The following is an 18956-nucleotide window of genomic DNA, read 5'->3' on the forward strand; positions in this document are numbered from 1 at the left end:
TCATGGGGCCGTCGGGTGGGGCCGGACACAAAGAAGAGAATAGGGCGGAAACTGCGGTTTCCCTTGGTGAGTTGATGGAACGGCATATCGCGGCGCAATTGGCGACCGCGGATGCCGTTCGTGCGTGGGATGAACGCAGGACAGTCGGTGGGGTTGGGAGCGTCGCCGATGCAGAGGGACTGCTGGACCTTGCTCGAGACGAAGAAGCTGGCCGGCTGGCGATCGTCAGTTACTTGCCGCGGACCACTCGCGAATCAAGGCAAAAGCTGACCTATATGGTGGCTTATCTGATCGCGACACGCGGTACTTTAGCCCCGCATGAGATGAATTCGATCTTGGATTCCTGAGCGAAACTGGGAACGATTGAATGCATAAGGGAGGCGTTTCACTATGAGCTTCACTAAAGAGTTACTGTTCGGCGACAATCCCCGGCACGACGAGAGCAGGCAGCAACTTCACGACCTGACTTCAGCAAAGATTGCGCAGTTTCCGGAACGGATTCGCGGCAAGCGCAAAGAAGCGGATGGAAGATGGTCCCCGCATTGGGAGCTGTCCGTGAGGCAGGCTGCGGAGGAGCTTGGAATACAGCTAATCCTTGTGAACAGTCGTTTCGCTTTCAGAACAACAAACGACAAGAAAGCCGTCGCGGGCCGGGCTGAAATCATCTGGCAGGAGAAGATTGGCGAGCATCGGAAATGGCTCGAGTCAAGCTCCGCGGGACCGGTAAAATAATTGCGTCGCGGACCAGGATATCGTAGAAATACTCTCTTCCGTCGCGCCCGGGCTGGCGTGCGGCACGGGGTGGACGTTCAAATAGGACATCAAAGCCTGCATCGTTTTCGCCGCGACGATTTCGTGCGGGCCGTCGTCGGACACCACCGTCACGTCGGCCAGAGCATAAGTTGGGTAACGGTCATCGATCAATTTGCGCAGGGCGCCTTCGGGATCGGGCGTTTGCAGCAGCGGCCGGTTGGCGCGCCGGCGCACGCGGCGGATCAATACGTCGAAATCAGCTTTCAGCCATATCGACACTCCCTGCTCGGCGATCTGCACGCGGGTCTCGGCATTCATGAAGGCGCCGCCGCCGGTCGCCACCACTTTCGGCCCTTCGGCTAAGAGCCGCGCGAGCACCCGCCGCTCGCCGTCGCGAAAATAGGGCTCACCGTGCCGGGCAAAGATTTGTGGGATCGTCATGCGGTGCGCCGCTTCGATTTCGGCATCGGCGTCGACAAAATCGAGCCCGAGCCGCGCCGCGAGCGGCCGGCCGACCGACGTCTTGCCCGAGCCCATCATGCCAATGAGCACAATGCAGCGTCCATCGAGAGCGGCGAGCAGTGCCGTTCCCGGCTGAGAATTATGAGACACGTTCATGGCGCCCTGTCTTATTCCGATCCACACTACGAAATTGCTAAACTACATAAAATCTATGCTTTGCTGTTAAAAGCATTTTATGCCCGTATACCGGGTAATTTTAAATCAACCGGAGGTCGCCATGCGGCGAGGTCTGAAAATTCTAGTGATGGGCCTGACCGGCGCGGGGAAAACCACGTTCTCCCGAGCGCTCGCTCCGCTTTTGAACGCGGTCCATTTTAACGCAGACGACGTTCGGGCAAACATTTCGCGTGATTTAGGATTTGCCCTTGAAGATCGGTTGGAACAGGCAAAACGTATGGGCTGGCTTTGCGACAAAGTTTGTGAGGCCGGTCACAACGCGATAGCGGATTTCGTCTGCCCAACTTCCAGTACGCGCGACGCCTTCGGGAGCGCATTTGTTATCTGGTTAGATCGAATCAGAGAGGGCCGTTTTTCCGATACAAATCTTATATTTGAGCATCCGCAGAAATACGATGTCAGGATTCCATCTATAGGTGATGCCCAGCACTGGGCTCAACGTGTGGCGTCCGAAATTCAGTTGCATGGTCCTGACACGAATTGCGGTGATCACGTTCTTAACCCCGACTCCCTGGTGCGCCTACTTTGAATTGCAAGCGCACCAAACGCTGCCTTCGATAAGCCCGTCCGGGCTTGTCTTCTTCGGAAGGCGGTAGATCAGCTGCGAACGAGGTGTGGCTGGCAAGTCCGGCCAGCAGCACGTAACTGGGAAAATCGACCAACGGATTGTGGAGACCCCGGAAAAAGCGTTGGCACGAGATCAGCGCGGTAGCTGACCTAAAATGTATGCGGCGTCTCCGCCCCATTGACTTTCCGGTTGCAACGGTCAGGTCTTACGCTTTCGGATGGCTCTATGAGCGCGTCGGGGAGTCCCGGACGAGGTCATTGTGAGGCTCTGATCCGTTGCGCATAGGCCCATGGCATGAGGGCGTCGATGTCTTTGGCGAGGTGGCCATTTGCGAGGCTGACGAAGAGATCGCGCAGGTAGGCGTAAGGCTCAACGCCGTTCATTTTGCATGTGCCAATAAGGCTGGCAAATCGGGCCCAATTCCGTCCGCCTTCATCATGGCCGGCAAAGAGCGCATTGCGGCGGTTCATGGCTGGGCTACGGATCGCGTTTTCGACCAGGTTGGAGTCGATGTCGACGCAGCCGTCGTCCAGGAACAGCCGGAACCCATCTTGGCGTTTCAACATATAGGCCAAGGCCTCGCCGAGGTCAGACTTGCGTGAGATGCGCGCGGCCTGAGCTGTCAGCCAGGTGAAGAACTCGTCCACCAACGGGCGGGACAGGTTCTGGCGGACTGCCCGGCGATGTTCGCGATCACAACCTCGGATACTGTCTTCGATTTTGTAGAGAGCGGCGATGCGCAACAACGCCTCGTCGACGATGGGCGAGCCCTTCTTCGGCTTGGCCTTGATCAGTTTTCTGCGGCCATGTGCCCAGCAGAAGGCCAGCCTCAACGGATCGCCGCCCGTGCGGTCTGGCGTAGCAAGGTGCGAGTAGCCACCGTAGGCATCGACCTGGATCGTGCCATTGAAGCCGTCGAGGATTTCTGCGGCATATTCGCCTTTACGCCCAGGCCGATAATGGAACACCACGCCCGGCGGCGCAGATCCGTTCCAACCGCGGTCGTCGCGTAGCACGGCCCAGAGATAACCGGTCTTCGTCTTGCCGCGTCCGGGATCCAACACCGGGGCCGTGGTCTCGTCGACATAGAGCCGCGCGCTTTCCGACATCAGCCGTTTGGCCATGTGGTCTACCACCGGCGCGACCACAGCGCCCGTCCGACCGATCCAATCGGCCAGGACCGAGCGGTCGATCGGCACTCCATGTCGGGCCATGACCGCGGCCTGCCGGTTGAGCGGCATATGTTCGGAATGCTTGGAGACGGCGATCTGCGCCAGTAGGGCTTCGGTCGGCCAGCTGCCTTCCAACAGATGCGCCGGCGCCCTCGCCTGGACCACGCCCGTGCGGCCCTTGGGACACGCGTATTTCGGGCGGATCGTGACGATCACCTGGTAGCGCGCCGGAATTTGGTCAAGTCGTTCAGTCCGATCTTCGCCGATCCGGACCATGTTGCCGCAACCACAGGGGCAAGCAATGCTGTCGGGCTCGATCACCCGCTCGACCCGCGGTAGGCCCTGCGGCAGCGCACGCGCCTTGCGCTCTTTGCGCGGGACGCCCTTTTCGGGATCGGATACGCTGGCCGCGATCTTTCCCTCGACGAAGGCGATCTGGGCCTGAGTTTCGGCAATTGCCGTCTCAAGATCTTCCAGCGCCAGTTCCATCTGCGTCGGATCAAGCTTTTCCGATTTCGGCCCGAACTTCGTACGCCGATAATCCTGAACCTGGCCCTCAAGCTTCTCGATCAGCTGCTTCAGCTCGGTGATGAAGGCGTCCTTCTCGGCCACCACTGCCTGCTCATGCTGACGTGCCGCACGCTCGACCGACAGCTCGAACTGCACCGCCGCAAAGGCTTTCAATACCTCGGGAGGAAGGTCCGGGAACTGGCTGAGATCGATCGGCTGCGACATGCGTCTTCATAGCAAATCGAAGCAGAAAAGCCCAATAAAACAATGCCAAAATCAAGCCGGTGAGTCATCCTGCCGCACTCGGCGCTGTTACCCGCTGCGCCATAACTCGTCGCCAATCGAGACCTTCGAACAAGGCTTCGTATTGAGCCCGAGAAAGACGCATCGTTCCATCCTGCACCTTCGGCCAGGCAAAATTGCCCTGCTCCAGAACCTTGTAGATCAGCACCATTCCGGTGCCATCCCATACCAGGATTTTTAGGCGATCCCCGCGCTTCGACCGGAAGATCACCGTCACCCCGGAATGCGGATCGAGCTTCAACTCGGTTTGCACCATCAATGCCAGCGCCTGATGACCACAGCGGAAGTCCACCGGCCTCGTCGCGATCAAGATCGGTAATCGTTGGCCCGCGACGATCATGCCATCCCTCGCATCGCCCGCACCAGAGCCGCAACCCGATCAACCGGCACATCGCCGGGAACCCTCACCACAAGGTCTACGCCTATTTCTACCGTCATGGTCCCCGAAGTGATCTCGACCGTCTCCGGGATCGGCGAAGCATCGGTAGCAATCTTCGGCTCCGTCATAATCGCCAGTGGCACAAAGGCAGGCTCGAATGGGCCGCTATTCTCGCAAGGCACGCCAGCCATCAGCTCCGCAGGCAGCGCCAGAAGACCCTGACGTGCCTGCCGTCGCCAGTCCGAAAGCTGATGCGCAATGAGATCATGACGACGCGCAACATCAACAACCCGAGCACCAGGCTGAAGGCTTTCCGCTACAATCCGCGCCTTCAGATCATTGGGCCATCGCCGGTTTCCCCGACGAGGCTCGACAACTTCGCATCGCCCAACAAACCCGTGACCATCCGCCATGCCAAATCTCCAGCTTTGCCGAAAATCTTCTGACAGAAACCTCAACGTTCAGAAACACGCGGAATCAATGGGATGCAGGCGGCGCATACCCTAAAATCCAACGATTTCCCTGTTTGTTGCCGCAGCCCAAGCACCTCAGGCGGGGTTGCAAAGAATGGAGCATGGCATTGCCCCATTTTCGTCGCAGCTCGTATCGGTCGATCCACCCTTCCCGCTCGCATGAGGGGCAGCTACCGCCCAGGGTATTCCACTGGGAAAGATCATCGATAGCCGTACCTATCGGGTCCTGGACAGGCCCGATATACGTGATCGCATCCCTGCTCGGGCGACCTATTTCAATGCCGCGACGATGTTTCATCGTTCCACATTTGTTCGCATCCGGGCAGGGTGTCAAGGCGACGGAGAGGGAGCGAATGGAATTCGAGGGAAAGACGACGGCCGAGCTGTTGACGATGCACGCGGCTATCATGGAAGAGCTGCGCGGCCGGAATGTCCTCAGGAGCGCCAACAACCCGACCGGGGACCTGGCCGAATACCTCTTCTGCGCCGCTTTCGGCTGGCAGCAGGCCGCGAATTCAGTCAAGGGGTATGACGCCCTCGACGGTGCTGGAATCAGATACCAGGTGAAAGGCCGCCGTATTCATCAGCGCAACAAATCCCGGCAGCTCTCCGCGATCCGCGACCTGAATGGTTTCGACATCCTCGCCGTCGTTCTATTCGACGATGACTACCAGATCGTCAGGGCAGCGCTGATTCCGGCCGCCACAGTCAAGGAAAAGGCTGTCTATATCGCACACACCAACAGCCACAAATTCCTGGCAAGGGATGGCGTCTGGGAAGTTGCCGGTGTCATGGACGTGACGGATAGACTTCGACAGGTACCGTGAGCCGTCAGCTCGCGTTCGAAAATGTTGCTCCGTCGCGCCAGAAAAATTTGGGCACCAGACCCGCACAACGTTATCGCCGCTTTTTCAGGTCAGGAAATGGGTCCCGCCCCATCGCTTTTGCGATCTTCCGCCAGGCCAGTCCGCCCATGCCAGGTATCCGCAGAATCTCGACTGCAGACAGGTGTTCCATGTCTCCAACCACCTCATATCCGAGCTGGTTGAGCTCAGCGAGGAGCCATGGCCTGAGTTTCAAATCCGCAAGTTTCGTGTCCATGTCGAGATAAGATCAGCCCCTGGAGCGCCCCGCAATTGTAGAATTATACAAAACCTGGATTCGGAACGCTGCGCGGAGTCGCCAAAGCAAGAGACTGATCTATTCATCCCGTTCCTTCGCCAAGGGCCTTCCATACCCCAAGAGCCCGTTTCCGAACCGTGGCATCCTCAATGCGAGTGAACGTCCGAATGAGTTCGATCCCTTCATCGCTGGTGGCGAACTTCATGATTTCCGCGTGGAGGCGGACTTTCGGATCAGCGCTGATCTCCCCGGCGTCGTCGGGCATCTCATCGAAAAAGTGGGAAACCGGGACTTGCAGTGCAATTGCGATCTGTTGAAGGCGGCTTGCTCCCACCCGATTGATGCCCTTCTCGTATTTCTGCACCTGCTGAAACGTCACACCGATCGCGCCGGCTAACTTCTCCTGTGAGATTTCCATTTCGAGCCGCCGCGAGCGAAGGCGACGGCCGACATGAATATCGACAGGATTGATCTTCTTAGGCGTTGCATTCGGATGGCGGCTTAGCATCAGCTCTCCTCGTGCCGTTTCGAATTGTCTGTCCAATAGACTGGTGGCGAGCCGAGATCGTGATGCCGGCCTAGCGAGCGTAGGTAGATGGCGATTTCCCGCAGGAGATGGTCACGATCGCCATATCTTTCCTTGATACGGGCCAGCTTCGGTCCTGCGATCTCATATTCTTCGTCTGATAGGTCGCTATCGCCGATAACATATCCATCGTGACCGATCGCGCAGATATCGCAACCCGTCGCAATGACGTCATCTACAAATGCCGAAATCTCAGCTTCCAGCATCGGTCGCTTAGCCTGGTGCGTTCCCATGCTCTGCCCCTCCCTGCAAAGGACCAGCAACGAGAGGAAGAGATGGCGCGGCTGGCGCCGCGCCATCATTGTCGCCGTCGTTGCTGGCACTATTGATGTTCGTTTGGGACCCGACGTGACTAAGCAGGCTGAGAACGTCACGCAACGTTTCCTCGTCGAAGGTCCGTAGCTTTTCGATAGAGGCCAATAGAAGGGCCGCCGCCGTATCGGTCTTGCCCCACAGATGGGGAGCGGCCGGCGACAGCATTTCTTCCGGACTTGCGCCGAGAACCTCACAGAGATGGACGAGTCTGCTAACGGTGAGCCGGGAAACGTTATTTTCGTAACGCTCATAAACCCGCTCGCTCAGGCCAAGCATTGTCGCGAGTGCCGGAGGCCGATGCTGATTTGTCCTTCAAGTTCGGCGCTGAGAATAACCTGACCGGCGAATGGTTTGCGATAGATCGATTTGCCAATCAGAGGATCGTCTATTTGCTGCAAACCGAGATCTAAAATCCATTGCTCGAGAGACGGCCCTGTCATTCGTCCTGCCGATTATTACTAGTGGGTATGGACCTCTCTAACCCAAACGGTTGTATTTTGGGAGCCCCTAAAGCGCCTAAAATGGAATCAATTTGGCGCATCGCTGACGCGAGCCCGCTCTATGCCTTCGGCACGAAGCCCGCTGAAAAGCGGTCTTCGCCCCTGCGGGTAACGATCGGTTGCGCAAGAGCCGCTGCGCCTCCTCCTCCTTGACTGCACCAATATGCCTCTAAATCCCGTTTACAGGCCGCTTCAAAATCAGCATATTACCTGCCGGAAAATAGCAATCACGAGTTGGTGATGACAAGTCGCTAGCCCTTCTTGTCATGCACCGCGGGGGCCGTCCTGATCTATGAGGCAGGGCGGCCCTTTCCGCATCTGAAATGGCGGCCTGACGGCCGGCTCTGCCTTCCTGAAGGAGGGAAAGAGGGCGCCGCCCTCTCTCCCTCACAAGGGAAAAAACGGTCTCCCCGTCCTTCCTCCCCTCGCCTTCGGCTCGCTCCGTGCAGGATCGACGCGGATCCGCATGCGCGGATTTTACGTCGCCCCTTCGGCTCATGCCTCGGGCGGGCGAACCCCCTCCGTTTTGTTCCCTTGCCTCCCTCTCTCCCGCTGCTCCGCGCGAACTCGGGGAGCAGGAGCGGGGCTCCTGCCCCTCGGGCAGACGCTAGACCGCTTCGCGGAAAGGAAAGGGCTAGAACAATGATGCGCGTGAACACTGCTTACCTGCTGGACCCGGAGACCACGATTTTTAGGCCGGTGGAGCTTCCGGTCGATACGGGTATCCGGCTGATTTATGACTTGATCGGTTGCCGACTGCTTGAAGTCGTACGGTTTGACGAGCGGCACACGCTTTTCGTCGATGAGGACGGATTGCGGGACGGGCTAACCGCCTTCACCATCTTTGAGGGTTTCCCGCAGCCAATCGCCGGCAAGATCGTGCTCGTGGGGGGCGATGGCAGCACCCCGTACACCTCCCCCCTCATCAGCCTTGAAGATGCGGCCAAGCATTTCAAATGCTGCCGCCCGGTTCTGGACCCGGTGTTTGCCAAGGCCGATGAGATTTCGGCCGGTGGCATCATCATCGCCGGAGCGCTCGCAGGCTTGCAATGCCGCATCGAGCGCCGCGCCCCTGTCCTTGTCGAAGGAGAGGCATGATGAAAATCGCAATACTCGAAAACAACATCCTCGCTATCGTCGCAGGAACCTTCGCCGCAACCATTGCGGCGGAGGACATCGAGGCGCAGTTTCACGCCCTCACCCATTTTCCCGACCGGCGCACGAACGCCGAGCTTTCCGAGCTTGCGGAGCGGTTGAACCAGTTCGCCGCTTACATAACCGAGCTTTGGGACAAAGCCTGCACTCCAATTCCGGAACCGGAAATTGAAGCTTTCGCCCGCCGTCACGTCGAATTGACGCGGCGCTATTGGGCGGCGGAAGGCCGTTGCATGAACTGGTTTATCACCGGCCCCGCCCGCTTCCCCGTCGCGCGCAATGAAAAGCGTATGAAAATTGCCGACGCGCGCCGCGCCGACCTGAAGGCGCACGAGGCGATGGCCCGCAAGGCAGTGAAGCGGAAGGCGTTCCCGCATGGTGCAGATGATGAGCCGATCCGTTCCGGCGATCCGGTGGCCCTGCAGAGGATCATGACCCGTATCGAGGAGACGGCGCTTGCCATCGACCGGATGAAAGCCGCAAACGCGATCATTCGGCGGATGGAAAAGGACCTCGCCAGCGAAGAGGACATGATTGCCACCGTCGCCGCGAACACCGGACTTTCCGCCGAAACCGCAGCCAGCGGCATCAAACTAGCACCGTGGCAGTCCCGGCGCGGTTTCACCACGACCAACAGCCGTGCCGAGCTTCGCCGCCTGCAGCAGCGCCTTGCTGTCCTCGCAAGGATGAAGGAGCGCGGCACCCAAAGCCAGGAGGTCGAGACGAGCGCCGGAGCCGTCGAGATCAAGGAGAACGCCGATATCGCGCGTATCCAGTTGATCTTTCCCGGCAAGCCGGACGACCCGACGCGGCGCGTCCTGAAGGCGAACGGCTTCCGCTGGTCGCCGTCTCAAGGCGCTTGGCAACGGCACTTGAACGAGTCCGGACGCCACGCCGCCCAGCGCGTGTTGAAGACGATCAGCGGCGCCAACGCCGCCTGATCAACCGCCCCCATTCGAAGGAAGGACATTCCGATGACCCAGGCAATCTATTTCGTCATGGAGTTTCATGGCACGGGCGACCCCTATTTCGGCGGAACCGCTGGCCGATTGGGCGCTCTACAAGACCGAGGACGGCCGGCACGCTTTCATCAGCGCCGCCGACGCGCAGCGCCGGAAACTGGTCACGGCCTATTATCCGATCACGACGGAGGCAGAACAGGCCGGAACCGCAGCGAGCACACGGAAAGGGCGGATTTCCGCTCTTCCAGCCAAGCTACGGCCCGACCTGCCAACCGGGCAGATTTCATGGATTGTCGGCAACAAGCATGTCGGCGAGGACGATAGCGAACTTTCCGAGGATATGGCCGATAGGGCGAAACGGGCGGGTGCAACCGATGCTGACATGGTGGCGCAAATCGTCACCTATGCCCTTGCCTGCCACCGCGCCAATCAGGCGCTTGTCGCTCACTTCCGGCTGTAGGTGCGGACATGCGACACGAGCGCCGTAGCGTCGAGGTTTTCGACATACCGTCAGGCATGGGCGGAAGCTTCACGGTTTCCATTGTGGAGGAGGTTGCCGCCGATAGAGTGCGGGTGCGCGTCTGGTACGGACGCGCCACCGCGCAGGGCTGGGAGCCTTGGAAGGATTGGGACGGCTACACTTTCGAGGCGAAGCGAGCCGCCCTCACCAACCAGCGGACCATGGCGCTTTTCAAATAGAACGAGGCCGCGCCGACGGCGCGACCTTCATCGAACAGGATGTGTCGCTTGGCAGGTAATCGTGAGAATGCGACCGTTCCCGTGAAGTTTGGCACTTAAATATGAGAATCGTAAAGGCAGATTCCCGTGCTTCAACGCCTTCTCGAAGGGATAAGGTTCTGTTTTCTTTGAAGTTGTAGGCCGACTCCCAAAGTGCTTGACCATCATACACGCCGCAGCCGAATCTCAGTTTAAATGGAAACGGAGGGATATCGTCCGGGCTCTGTAACGCGCCGTGACCAGCGGAATGCACGCTTCACAACCAAACGCGTCACCTATCTCGTTCGCGAATACAAGCTGAGATCACGCTAGATCGGCTCCGGGATCGTGGGATGTTGACAAAAAAGGAGGCGGCTGCCCACCTCAATATCCATGAACATACTCTCGCCAGATGGGCTGAACACGGCCTCGTCACCAGCCATGCCTACAACGGGCACTACTACCTGTACGAGCTTCCGAAGACATATTTACCGCAAAAGCAATGCAGTCGATGGAACCAGCTCATCGATCGCGTCGCCGCGCATAAGCAAAATGCCAGACACGCCAAAACCTTCAACTGAATGCGAAAGAGAGATGCAGTATGAATGCAGATCGTTGTAGATCAGCACTATTCCGGTGCCATCCCATACCAGGATTTTTAGGCGATCCCCGCGCTTCGACCGGAAGATCACCGTCGCCCCGGAATGCGGATCGAGCTTCAACTCGGTTTGCACCATCAATGCCAGCGCCTGATGACCACAGCGGAAGTCCACCGGCCTCGTCGCGATCAAGATCGGTAATCGTTGGCCCGCGACGATCATGCCATCCCTCGCATCGCCCGCACCAGAGCCGCAACCCGATCAACCGGCACATCGCCGGGAACCCTCACCACAAGGTCTACGCCTATTTCTACCGTCATGGTCCCCGAAGTGATCTCGACCGTCTCCGGGATCGGCGAACATCGGTAGCAATCTTCGGCTCCGTCATAATCAAGTGGCACAAAGGCAGGCTCGAATGGGCCGCTATTCTCGCAAGGCACGCCAGCCATCAGCTCCGCAGGCAGCGCCAGAAGACCCTGACGTGCCTGCCGTCGCCAGTCCGAAAGCTGATGCGCAATGAGATCATGACGACGCGCAACATCAACAACCCGAGCACCAGGCTGAAGGCTTTCCGCTACAATTCGCGCCTTCAGATCATTGGGCCATCGCCGGTTTCCCCGACGAGGCTCGACAACTTCGCATCGCCCAACAAACCCGTGACCATCCGCCATGCCAAATCTCCAGCTCTTGCCGAAAATCTTCTGACAGAAACCTCAACGTTCAGAAACACGCGGAATCAATGGGATGCAGGCGGCGCATACGCATTAGGCCCTTTTCAGCATTTTGAATGCCCCGCACCGGCAACACCAGCGAACCACCCAAAGGATGACCTCGCCCTCAAAATTGCGACACTTGAAATCGCTCATTAAAGGGCCGCTGAAAATCGTCACCGCCCATTCCAGCATCATTGTTTTTGCGACAGGGCCCGAAGCTCTACTCCCCCTTGATCATTTATCCTCACGCCATTTCGGACAAAGTCGCGCCGAACAAATTCCACGAAGCTCCTCGTTGCCAATCTGCACGCACTCGCCATCGCCGTCATGGACAGGATTCCACCCCCGGGAAAGCGGAACTTAAGAGCCGGCCAACACGTGCACAGTTTTGTTTGATGTTGAACAATGTCGAACATGCGACATGGCAACCTTGGAAGTCATGTTGTTGTTTATAAATCGTTTTTCGTTTGGCGCACTATATGCAGGGGTTCATCGCAAAGGGATTGAGAGAAAGTTTCTCGCAAGCTGCTTGTGAATGTCTATTTAGACCTCTGGCAACGACCAGTGGACCAGCCGAAGAGAAGGTCAGAAAATGTAAGGTTCCGCAAAACTCATCCAGAATGACAGCGTCGCAATCGAGCGAGGCTGGCGCGTTTGTGCCTGTCTACGATCCATTCAACGGTGTGCTCAATACTGGGCCATGCTGTTCGTACGAGCGCCGGACATGCCTGCCCCTCGGCGGGCTTGCTCGGCGTCTACCATGGCCTGGAACAAGAGCTGGAACGCCAGGCCACTACAGGAAATTTCCTTCGTTAATGCAGTTTGGAAAACGCACTCTTATGGACAGCTTACATCCCGCTTCTCCGAAAGTATTTGTATCTGTTGTTTCCCGCTTTGGCCAATCGGCAAAAGAATGCCCCGCCCGTCCCGCCGTGTATTTCGGCGAAGATTACCTGACGTATGGCGAACTGGACGATCTCACCAGTCGACTTGCCGCCGCGCTTGGCGTTCATGGCTGCACACGGGGCATCGCAGTGGCTGTGTTGATGCCGCGTGGCCCAGCGCTGCTTGCTTGTATGCTAGCGATATTTCGGCTGCGCGCCGTCTACGTACCCCTGGACACGACATGCCCCACCGATCGGCTGCGGGGCATGGTTGAGCGTAGCGAATGCGCCATCCTGGTTACCGCTCCAGACGATTTGGAGCTTGCGCAAGCAATTGCGGGAACCGCTTCGGTCGTCAATGCCGGCCTAGCCACTTCGATACCCGCCTCGGCCACAACATTCCTTGATGTGAAGCCGGGTGATGCTGCCTATGTCATTTTCACGTCCGGAACCACCGGCGGACCAAAGGGCGCGGTGCTCACACATGCCGCGTTGGCCAACCACCTCAATGCCAAAATTGCGGATCTCAGCCTTTGTGCGACCGACCGCGTTGCTCAAACGGCTTCCCACTGCTTCGACATATCACTCTGGCAATTCTTGGCAGGCCTATTGGTGGGTGGAGCCATCGACATTTTGTCTTCCGCTGTTATTGCGGATCCTCGCCAATTATCAAAAACTTTGCACGATCGGAGGATCACGGTAATTCAGTTCGTGCCATCGCTCCTGCGTGCCTATCTCGTTGCCACAGAAGGCGAGAGCACACCTCAGTTTGAGAACCTGCGCTGCATCTCAACTGTTGGCGAACCGCTGTCACCCGATCTATGTCGCAAATGGCTGACGCACCATCAGAAAGTTCCCATCCTCAATCATTATGGCCCAACGGAGTGCGGCGACGGCGTCACGCACCACTTGGTGACACAGCCGCCAGCCGCCAATGAAACTTACGTACCGATCGGCCGACCTATTCCCGGGCTTCGTGTCTACCTTGTCAGGCCGGACAGTGATCCTCTGAAACTTGCATCGAGAGGGGAAGTTGGGGAGCTATGTGTCAGCGGTGCTGGCGTCGCTCGGGGTTACATCAATGACCCGGAACGCACTGCGGCGGTTTTCGTGGCGAATCCGTTCGACGACACGCCGAGCCACAGCCGTTTGTATCGGACCGGTGATTTGGCTCGCATGCGGCCCGATGGTTTGCTTGAGTGCCTTGGCCGAGCGGATCGGCAGGTCAAGGTGCGGGGCTACCGTGTCGAATTGGGAGAAATTGAAACTGTTCTCAACAGCCATCATGGCGTGATGGGAAGCGCTGTAGTCCTGCATCGAAGCCAACATCGACGGGCGAAACTCACCGCCCGTGCAAAACTGGGGTGGGAAAGTTGCGGTGAAAATGCATCAGCCGTCGATGCAGATCTTGTGCCGCCCCGCCTGATTGCCTTCGTCGCTTTGCGCGATCACTGCACTTTGAGAGATCTGCAAGAGCATCTGGGCCGATACTTGGCGCCGTACATGATGCCGGATCAAATTTTTGAAGTGCCGACGCTCCCACTCAATGCAAACGGCAAGCTCGACTACGGCCGCCTGCCGATTCCAGATGGAATGCGCCCGCTGTCCGATGTTGCCTTCGTATCGCCACGATCAGAAATCGAACGACAGCTTGCGAACCTTTGGGAGCAGATCCTGTGCGTGGCTCCTGTCGGCCTCGACGACGCCTTCATCGATTTGGGAGGCGATTCGCTGCGAATGATGTTGCTCGCTAATCGGGTTCACCGCCTTTTTGGTCGCCAGATACAGCCGGGCCAACTTCACCGTTCAACGGTCCGGGAGTTGGCGCGGACGATCGAGCAGGGCGCCGAGACACAGTTGCCTCCCATTATCCGCATTCCTGAGGCGGCGACGAAAGTGGTGCCGCCAACATATCTTCAAACTCACCTGTGGTTCCTCTGGAAGCTCGACCCCCAGGCGCGAAACTACGAGCTTCGGACGGTCGTCAATCTTGAGGGTTTCTTGGATCGCGGTGCATTCGAGGCGGCCTGGACTGATTTACTCCATCGTTTTGACACGCTGCGGGTGAGATTCCTGGAGAAAGATGGCCATCCCCTGATGGCCTTTGACGGGCCGCTACCTCGACTAGAGTACCAAGATCTCTCGTCGTTGCCTTCAATGACTCAAGCCGAGCACGTCGCGGCAATTCAGCGGCAACACAGCGCGCAACCGTTCGATTTGGCGACTGGCCCACTTCTTCGGACCGCCCTCGTTCGTAGGAACGAGCGCCGACACGAGCTATACCTAACTACCCATGAGATCATCATGGACGCATGGTCGCTTTCGGTGTTGGCGCGCGATCTGCGACGCCTCTACGAGAGTCATACGGTTGGCCAGGCCGCAGCTTCGCCAGCAACGCCCGAAATTGGCCTCGGCGACTACGCTCTGTGGGAAGCAAAAAATCTCACCCCTGATCGCTACAATGTTCAAGGGACATACTGGCAGCAGATGTTAAGCGGAGAATTACCGGTCCTCGAGCTGTCAAGCGATCACAAACGCCCCCGACACCTCACATATGCCAGCCACGCCCAAGGGCTAGCATTGGATGCGGGCGTGACGGCCGCGCTTCGTCGTGTGGCTGCTGACAACCGGTCAACATTATTCGCAACACTTCTGGCAGGGTTTGCGATCGTGCTGGCGCAATATGCCGGACAGGACGAGGTCGTAGTGGGCGCGCCTCACGTAGTCAGGCAGCGCCCTGGTACCGAGCAGCTTCTTGGCTTTTTCCTCAATATGCTGCCGCTGCGGCTGAAAATCGACGACACGGAAACCTTCAATACGTTGGTAAAGGGGGTACAGGAAACTGTTTCGGATGCCATCTCACATGGTGACTATCCGTTCGGGCGGATGCTGGAGACCCTTAACATTGCACGACGCAGCAACATATCACCGGTCTTTCAGGTCATGTTCAACATGTACTCGGAGCAACCGGAGGAAGTACACGGAGACGGCGGAAGACTGACCATCACCATCCGTGAACTGGAGCTGGGTTACGCCAAGTACGATCTGATACTCTACGCGCAGGAGGAAGGGGACGGCGTCTATCTTCAACTGACGTATTGCAAAGAGGTCCTCGAGGCACCTCAAGCCGAGCGGATCCTGCGCAATTTGGAACACACGTTGAAGCATTGCGTCGCAGCGCCCGACGCACCGCTCAGTTCTCTCGGACTATTGCACGAGAATGAAGTGCGATTTCTTGCGTCCTTCAACGACACCAGCCGCGATTTCGGTTGCAAGGCAACCTTACGTGAACTGTTCGAGGCCCAGGTGCAACGCACTCCAGAACACACCGCCTTTTTCTGGAACGGAGGCCGAATTTCCTACGCTGAACTGAACGACTCGGTCGACCGTGTTGCCAATGGGTTGGCTGGTCTGGGTGCACGCGCAGGTGATCGAATAGCAATCGCGACAGATAGGGGAATTGCAACGCTGGTGGCGCTCCTTGCTTGCGTGAAGGTGCATGCCGCATATGTCTGCTTAGGGCCTGAGTTGCCGCAAGCTCGCGCTGTTCACATCTTACGGGCAACATCCCCGAAGGTCCTGCTGACCGACAGCGAAGTTCATGCTTCCTGGGCATGCTACGAAAACTCGCCATGCCAGGTGGTTTCACTGAATTCCCTCTCAGGAACCGCTGCGATAGGGGGGGTGCCTCATCCGGTCTTGCCTCATGATGTCCTCCACATCGTCTTCACGTCAGGAACGGCCGGGGAGCCGAAAGGAGTGCGCGTCCCGGCGTCGGCGTGCCTGAACCGTTTGCACTGGATGTGGTCAGAGTTGCCGTTCCTTGCCGGTGACGTTGCAGTGGTCCAGAAGTCCGCAACGCTTGTCGCAAGCACTTGGGAAATTTTCGGTCCGTTGCTGCAGGGGGTTCCCGCTTATTTGCTGTCCCGAGAGGAGCTTGTCATCCCAGAACGGCTGCTGTCCGTGCTTGAAAACCATAAGATCAGTCATCTCCTCGCCGCCCCACCCATCTTGGATGCACTGATCATGGCGCGCTCGACCGGCGGTCCGTCGGCAAGTGCGCTTCGGCTGGTTGCTAGCAGCACTCAGGCACTGCCGCCTGACCTCGTCAAGCGCTTTACGCTCGCGTTTCCAGCCACAAATCTCTTTAATTTCTATGGCTCGACCGAGTGCAGTTCCAATGCCGCCTGGCACCAAGTGGATTATTCACGTCCGCTTGATTCAAGTAATGTTCCTATAGGTCGACCGATTGCAAATGTGCAATTGACCGTGCGAAGCAAGAAGCTGGAACTTATGCCGCGCGGCGCGCTGGGTGAGTTGTGTGTCACAGGTGCATGCCTGAGTCTTGGGTATCTCGATAAGATAGAGCAACCGGCAACTCGGTTCGAAATGATGCAAGGCGGCCAGTTGCTCTACCGGACTGGTGATCTTGCCAGATTCCGGGAGGATGGGACGCTGGAGCTTCATGGCCGCGACGATGACCAAGTCAAGGTGAACGGTTACCGCGTCGAACTCGACGAGGTCGCGCATGCGCTCCGATCGCACCCCGCCGTAAGCGATGCCGGGGTCGCGTTGCATGCCATGCCGGATCGGGGCGGCTTGCTGGTGGGCTATGTGGTCAGCACTGCAGATCTCCTCGATGAGGCCGACCTTCTGGCATTCACACGGGAAACACTTCCAACATACATGGTGCCAGCGCGCATTATGCGCATTGATGAACTGCCTCGCAATCCAGGTGGCAAATTGGACCGTCGCGCCTTACCACTGCCAACTGCGATGTCCACCGGCAAAGGAAGGAGACCGCAAACGGTAACCGAGGCAGCCCTCGCAAATCTTTGGGAGCGTCTGTTGGGTTGCGAAGAGGTTTCAGCTGAGGACGAGTTCTTCGCTCTTGGGGGAACTTCGATCCTAAGTGTGCGATGCGTGTCCGACGCCAGCCTTCGTGGCTTGCGCTTCACCGTCGGCGAACTCTACGATAACCCTCGACTGGCCGACCTGGCGAGTCTCATTGACGCACACGGGGATGCTCTGCCCAATGAGACTACATTCGATCGCATCAAATCCGAGAATGTGGCCCCGCCTTTTTCCCCCACCATGCGTTTCTTCAGCCAGCACATGGGCTACGATGAGCACTTCAATTTGTACGGCCTGTGGAAATTCAGCGCAGGAGAGCTTAATGGAACGCTCTTATCGCAAGCCGTTGCCACGCTGGGTGATGAGCATCCCATGCTTCGTACCCGGCTCGTTCGCTCAGACGGGACTCCGGCGCGCACGCTCCCGACCGACGACCCGCTGTCGCTAGAACGTATCACACTCCCCGCCGATTTGCCGGAAATGTGGGAACAGATCGTGTCAGAAAAAACCGAACAGGCACAGTATGCCTTCCGGTTCGACGGTCGCACCCCCCTCCTCAGGGTGTTGCTATTCGAGGGGGGCCAACCGCAGACACAGCGAAGCTGGCTATTCATTGTCGTGCATCACTTCCTTACAGACGGCTACGGTTTTCGTCTTTTAATTGGGGAACTGGAACGACTCTATAGGACTGCGGCGGCTGGCCTAGAGGTCAAGCCAACCGCCCTCACAGGACACGCCAGCATAGCCAATTGGCTTAACCTCCTTCGCAATCATGCGATAGATCATGCCGAGGAAGAGCTTGAATACTGGGAAACCCGACCTTGGGCAGCATTAATGCCCTCCGATTCGCCACTGGCTCTAGCGGCGGCGCGTTCTGGAGGAGACCCAACCCCATCCGATCCTGTCGGCGCGCGTCGCATGCAGGCGTTGTTGCGGGCCGGCGAAGTGGACAACGACGAATTCTTGCGGTTGTGTGAATCCCAAGGGACTCGATTTCTCAGCATCCCTCAAGTGGAAACCGCTGCACTGTTAGGATTTTCCGATCGTGCTGGGATAGATGGGCTGGATCTTATTCTATTGGCTTTTTTGCGGACATTAGGTGGCGATCGTCCAATGCTTGGACTTTACGTGGACAGCATTACGGCCCTGCGCACTCCTGTATTGGGCGGTGTCGATCTATCAAATAACCTTGGAATCTGCTGTGAACTCTTGCCAATGCCACTGGTGGTCGATGGCACTGAACCAGCGATGGCACAATTGCGCTCTGTAGCCGCCCAACGTCGCCGGATACCCACCCTTGGCCTTGGCCTGCGTGCTCTCCAAGCATTTCATCCTGATGAGAGAGTGGCGGCGCGCGCGGCACGATTGCCAACGCCGCGTGTTGTGATCAATTTCCGTGCTCCTCTAGCGGCCATCGGCGGGCGCCGTTTTTTGGACCAGCAAGAGGCGCCGTTATGGTGTGGCGAAGACATGAATTTTAACAAACACCATTGGCTTGAGTACTCAATCGACGAAGTGAATAGCTGTTTGCGCATAGTGCAACAACATAACTATTCTCGTATTGATGGATCATCGGCCACGTCAACTGCAAACAAATTGCAGAACAACCTGACGGGAATCATTCGCGAGATTTGCAATAGACAATAATAAGTCTCAACTGACTCCAGTGTCCGATGATATTCTACCTAAAAG

The 18956-nt window shown here is 57.8% G+C and carries 19 protein-coding genes; 9 read left to right on the forward strand and 10 right to left on the reverse strand.

Features of this window, described 5'->3' with window-relative positions; genetic code table 11:
* Positions 1-74: 74 nt before the first annotated feature.
* Both ISN39_RS32835 and ISN39_RS32840 read left to right on the forward strand, forming a co-directional pair.
* Positions 75-347 (forward strand): hypothetical protein, encoded by a 273-nt coding sequence (locus ISN39_RS32835; RefSeq protein ID WP_194732227.1) that lies wholly within the window; start codon positions 75-77, stop codon positions 345-347.
* Positions 348-390: 43 nt separating this feature from the next.
* The gene (locus tag ISN39_RS32840; RefSeq protein WP_194732147.1) at positions 391-732 is read left to right on the forward strand and encodes a hypothetical protein; all 342 of its coding nucleotides are present in this window, start codon (positions 391-393) and stop codon (positions 730-732) included.
* On the opposite strand, the gene ISN39_RS32845 is transcribed toward ISN39_RS32840, so the two are convergent.
* Complete coding sequence (locus ISN39_RS32845) at positions 706-1371, reverse strand: shikimate kinase (protein WP_194732148.1); 666 nt, start codon at positions 1369-1371, stop codon at positions 706-708. The two genes, ISN39_RS32840 and ISN39_RS32845, sit on opposite strands and share 27 nt — an antisense overlap.
* 121 nt (positions 1372-1492) lie before the next feature.
* On the opposite strand from ISN39_RS32845, the gene ISN39_RS32850 reads away from it, so the two are divergent.
* Complete coding sequence (locus ISN39_RS32850) at positions 1493-1981, forward strand: adenylyl-sulfate kinase (protein WP_194732149.1); 489 nt, start codon at positions 1493-1495, stop codon at positions 1979-1981.
* Positions 1982-2274: 293 nt separating this feature from the next.
* Here the strand turns inward: ISN39_RS32850 and ISN39_RS32855 are convergent, their stop codons facing one another.
* The 3 genes from ISN39_RS32855 to ISN39_RS32865 form a co-directional block, all read right to left on the reverse strand.
* Positions 2275-3927, reverse strand: a complete 1653-nt coding sequence (locus ISN39_RS32855; RefSeq protein WP_194732150.1) for an IS66 family transposase — start codon at positions 3925-3927, stop codon at positions 2275-2277.
* A 64-nt stretch (positions 3928-3991) separates the two neighbouring features.
* Positions 3992-4345, reverse strand: a complete 354-nt coding sequence (tnpB, locus tag ISN39_RS32860; protein WP_060716442.1) for an IS66 family insertion sequence element accessory protein TnpB — start codon at positions 4343-4345, stop codon at positions 3992-3994.
* On the reverse strand, positions 4342-4797 hold the full coding sequence (locus ISN39_RS32865; protein WP_194732151.1) for a transposase: 456 nt from the start codon (positions 4795-4797) through the stop codon (positions 4342-4344). Before ISN39_RS32865 ends, tnpB (ISN39_RS32860) begins: the two co-directional genes overlap by 4 nt.
* A 413-nt stretch (positions 4798-5210) precedes the next feature.
* Between ISN39_RS32865 and ISN39_RS32870 the strand changes: the two genes are divergently transcribed.
* Positions 5211-5684 (forward strand): hypothetical protein, encoded by a 474-nt coding sequence (locus ISN39_RS32870; RefSeq protein ID WP_194732152.1) that lies wholly within the window; start codon positions 5211-5213, stop codon positions 5682-5684.
* Positions 5685-5754: 70 nt separating this feature from the next.
* Here ISN39_RS32870 and ISN39_RS37135 read toward each other — a convergent pair whose 3' ends face one another.
* The 4 genes from ISN39_RS37135 to ISN39_RS32885 form a co-directional block, all read right to left on the reverse strand.
* Complete coding sequence (locus ISN39_RS37135) at positions 5755-5958, reverse strand: hypothetical protein (RefSeq protein ID WP_246763551.1); 204 nt, start codon at positions 5956-5958, stop codon at positions 5755-5757.
* A 103-nt stretch (positions 5959-6061) separates the two neighbouring features.
* Positions 6062-6487: a helix-turn-helix transcriptional regulator gene (locus ISN39_RS32875; protein WP_194732153.1), complete on the reverse strand. Its 426-nt coding sequence runs from the start codon at positions 6485-6487 to the stop codon at positions 6062-6064.
* The gene (locus ISN39_RS32880) at positions 6487-6798 is read right to left on the reverse strand and encodes a hypothetical protein (protein ID WP_246763552.1); all 312 of its coding nucleotides are present in this window, start codon (positions 6796-6798) and stop codon (positions 6487-6489) included. The genes ISN39_RS32875 and ISN39_RS32880 overlap by 1 nt, the downstream gene beginning before the upstream one ends.
* On the reverse strand, positions 6779-7156 hold the full coding sequence (locus tag ISN39_RS32885; RefSeq protein WP_246763553.1) for a helix-turn-helix transcriptional regulator: 378 nt from the start codon (positions 7154-7156) through the stop codon (positions 6779-6781). The genes ISN39_RS32880 and ISN39_RS32885 overlap by 20 nt, the downstream gene beginning before the upstream one ends.
* 866 nt (positions 7157-8022) lie before the next feature.
* On the opposite strand from ISN39_RS32885, the gene ISN39_RS32890 reads away from it, so the two are divergent.
* From ISN39_RS32890 to ISN39_RS32905, 4 genes are all read left to right on the forward strand, one after another.
* A complete protein-coding gene (locus ISN39_RS32890) occupies positions 8023-8478 on the forward strand; it encodes a protein psiB (RefSeq protein ID WP_194732154.1) in 456 nt (151 codons plus the stop codon).
* Positions 8475-9476, forward strand: a complete 1002-nt coding sequence (locus tag ISN39_RS32895; RefSeq protein WP_194732155.1) for a hypothetical protein — start codon at positions 8475-8477, stop codon at positions 9474-9476. Before ISN39_RS32890 ends, ISN39_RS32895 begins: the two co-directional genes overlap by 4 nt.
* Before the next feature lie 67 nt (positions 9477-9543).
* Positions 9544-9957 carry a hypothetical protein gene (locus ISN39_RS32900; protein WP_246763554.1) on the forward strand — a complete coding sequence of 138 codons (414 nt, stop codon included), beginning with the start codon at positions 9544-9546 and terminating at the stop codon, positions 9955-9957.
* Between the two features lie 8 nt (positions 9958-9965).
* Positions 9966-10196: a hypothetical protein gene (locus ISN39_RS32905; RefSeq protein WP_194732156.1), complete on the forward strand. Its 231-nt coding sequence runs from the start codon at positions 9966-9968 to the stop codon at positions 10194-10196.
* Between the two features lie 506 nt (positions 10197-10702).
* On the opposite strand, the gene tnpB (ISN39_RS32910) is transcribed toward ISN39_RS32905, so the two are convergent.
* Entirely contained in the window at positions 10703-11035 is a 333-nt protein-coding gene (gene tnpB, locus ISN39_RS32910; protein ID WP_194732157.1) for an IS66 family insertion sequence element accessory protein TnpB, read from the reverse strand.
* Positions 11032-11484, reverse strand: coding sequence for a transposase (locus tag ISN39_RS32915; RefSeq protein WP_194732158.1), 453 nt, complete (start codon positions 11482-11484; stop codon positions 11032-11034). The genes tnpB (ISN39_RS32910) and ISN39_RS32915 overlap by 4 nt, the downstream gene beginning before the upstream one ends.
* Positions 11485-12341: 857 nt before the next feature.
* Between ISN39_RS32915 and ISN39_RS32920 the strand changes: the two genes are divergently transcribed.
* A complete protein-coding gene (locus ISN39_RS32920) occupies positions 12342-18911 on the forward strand; it encodes a non-ribosomal peptide synthetase (RefSeq protein WP_210388719.1) in 6570 nt (2189 codons plus the stop codon).
* The last annotated feature ends 45 nt before the right edge of the window (positions 18912-18956 follow it).

This window comes from Rhizobium sp. 007, assembly GCF_015353075.1.
In the GTDB taxonomy this organism is placed as follows: domain Bacteria; phylum Pseudomonadota; class Alphaproteobacteria; order Rhizobiales; family Rhizobiaceae; genus Rhizobium.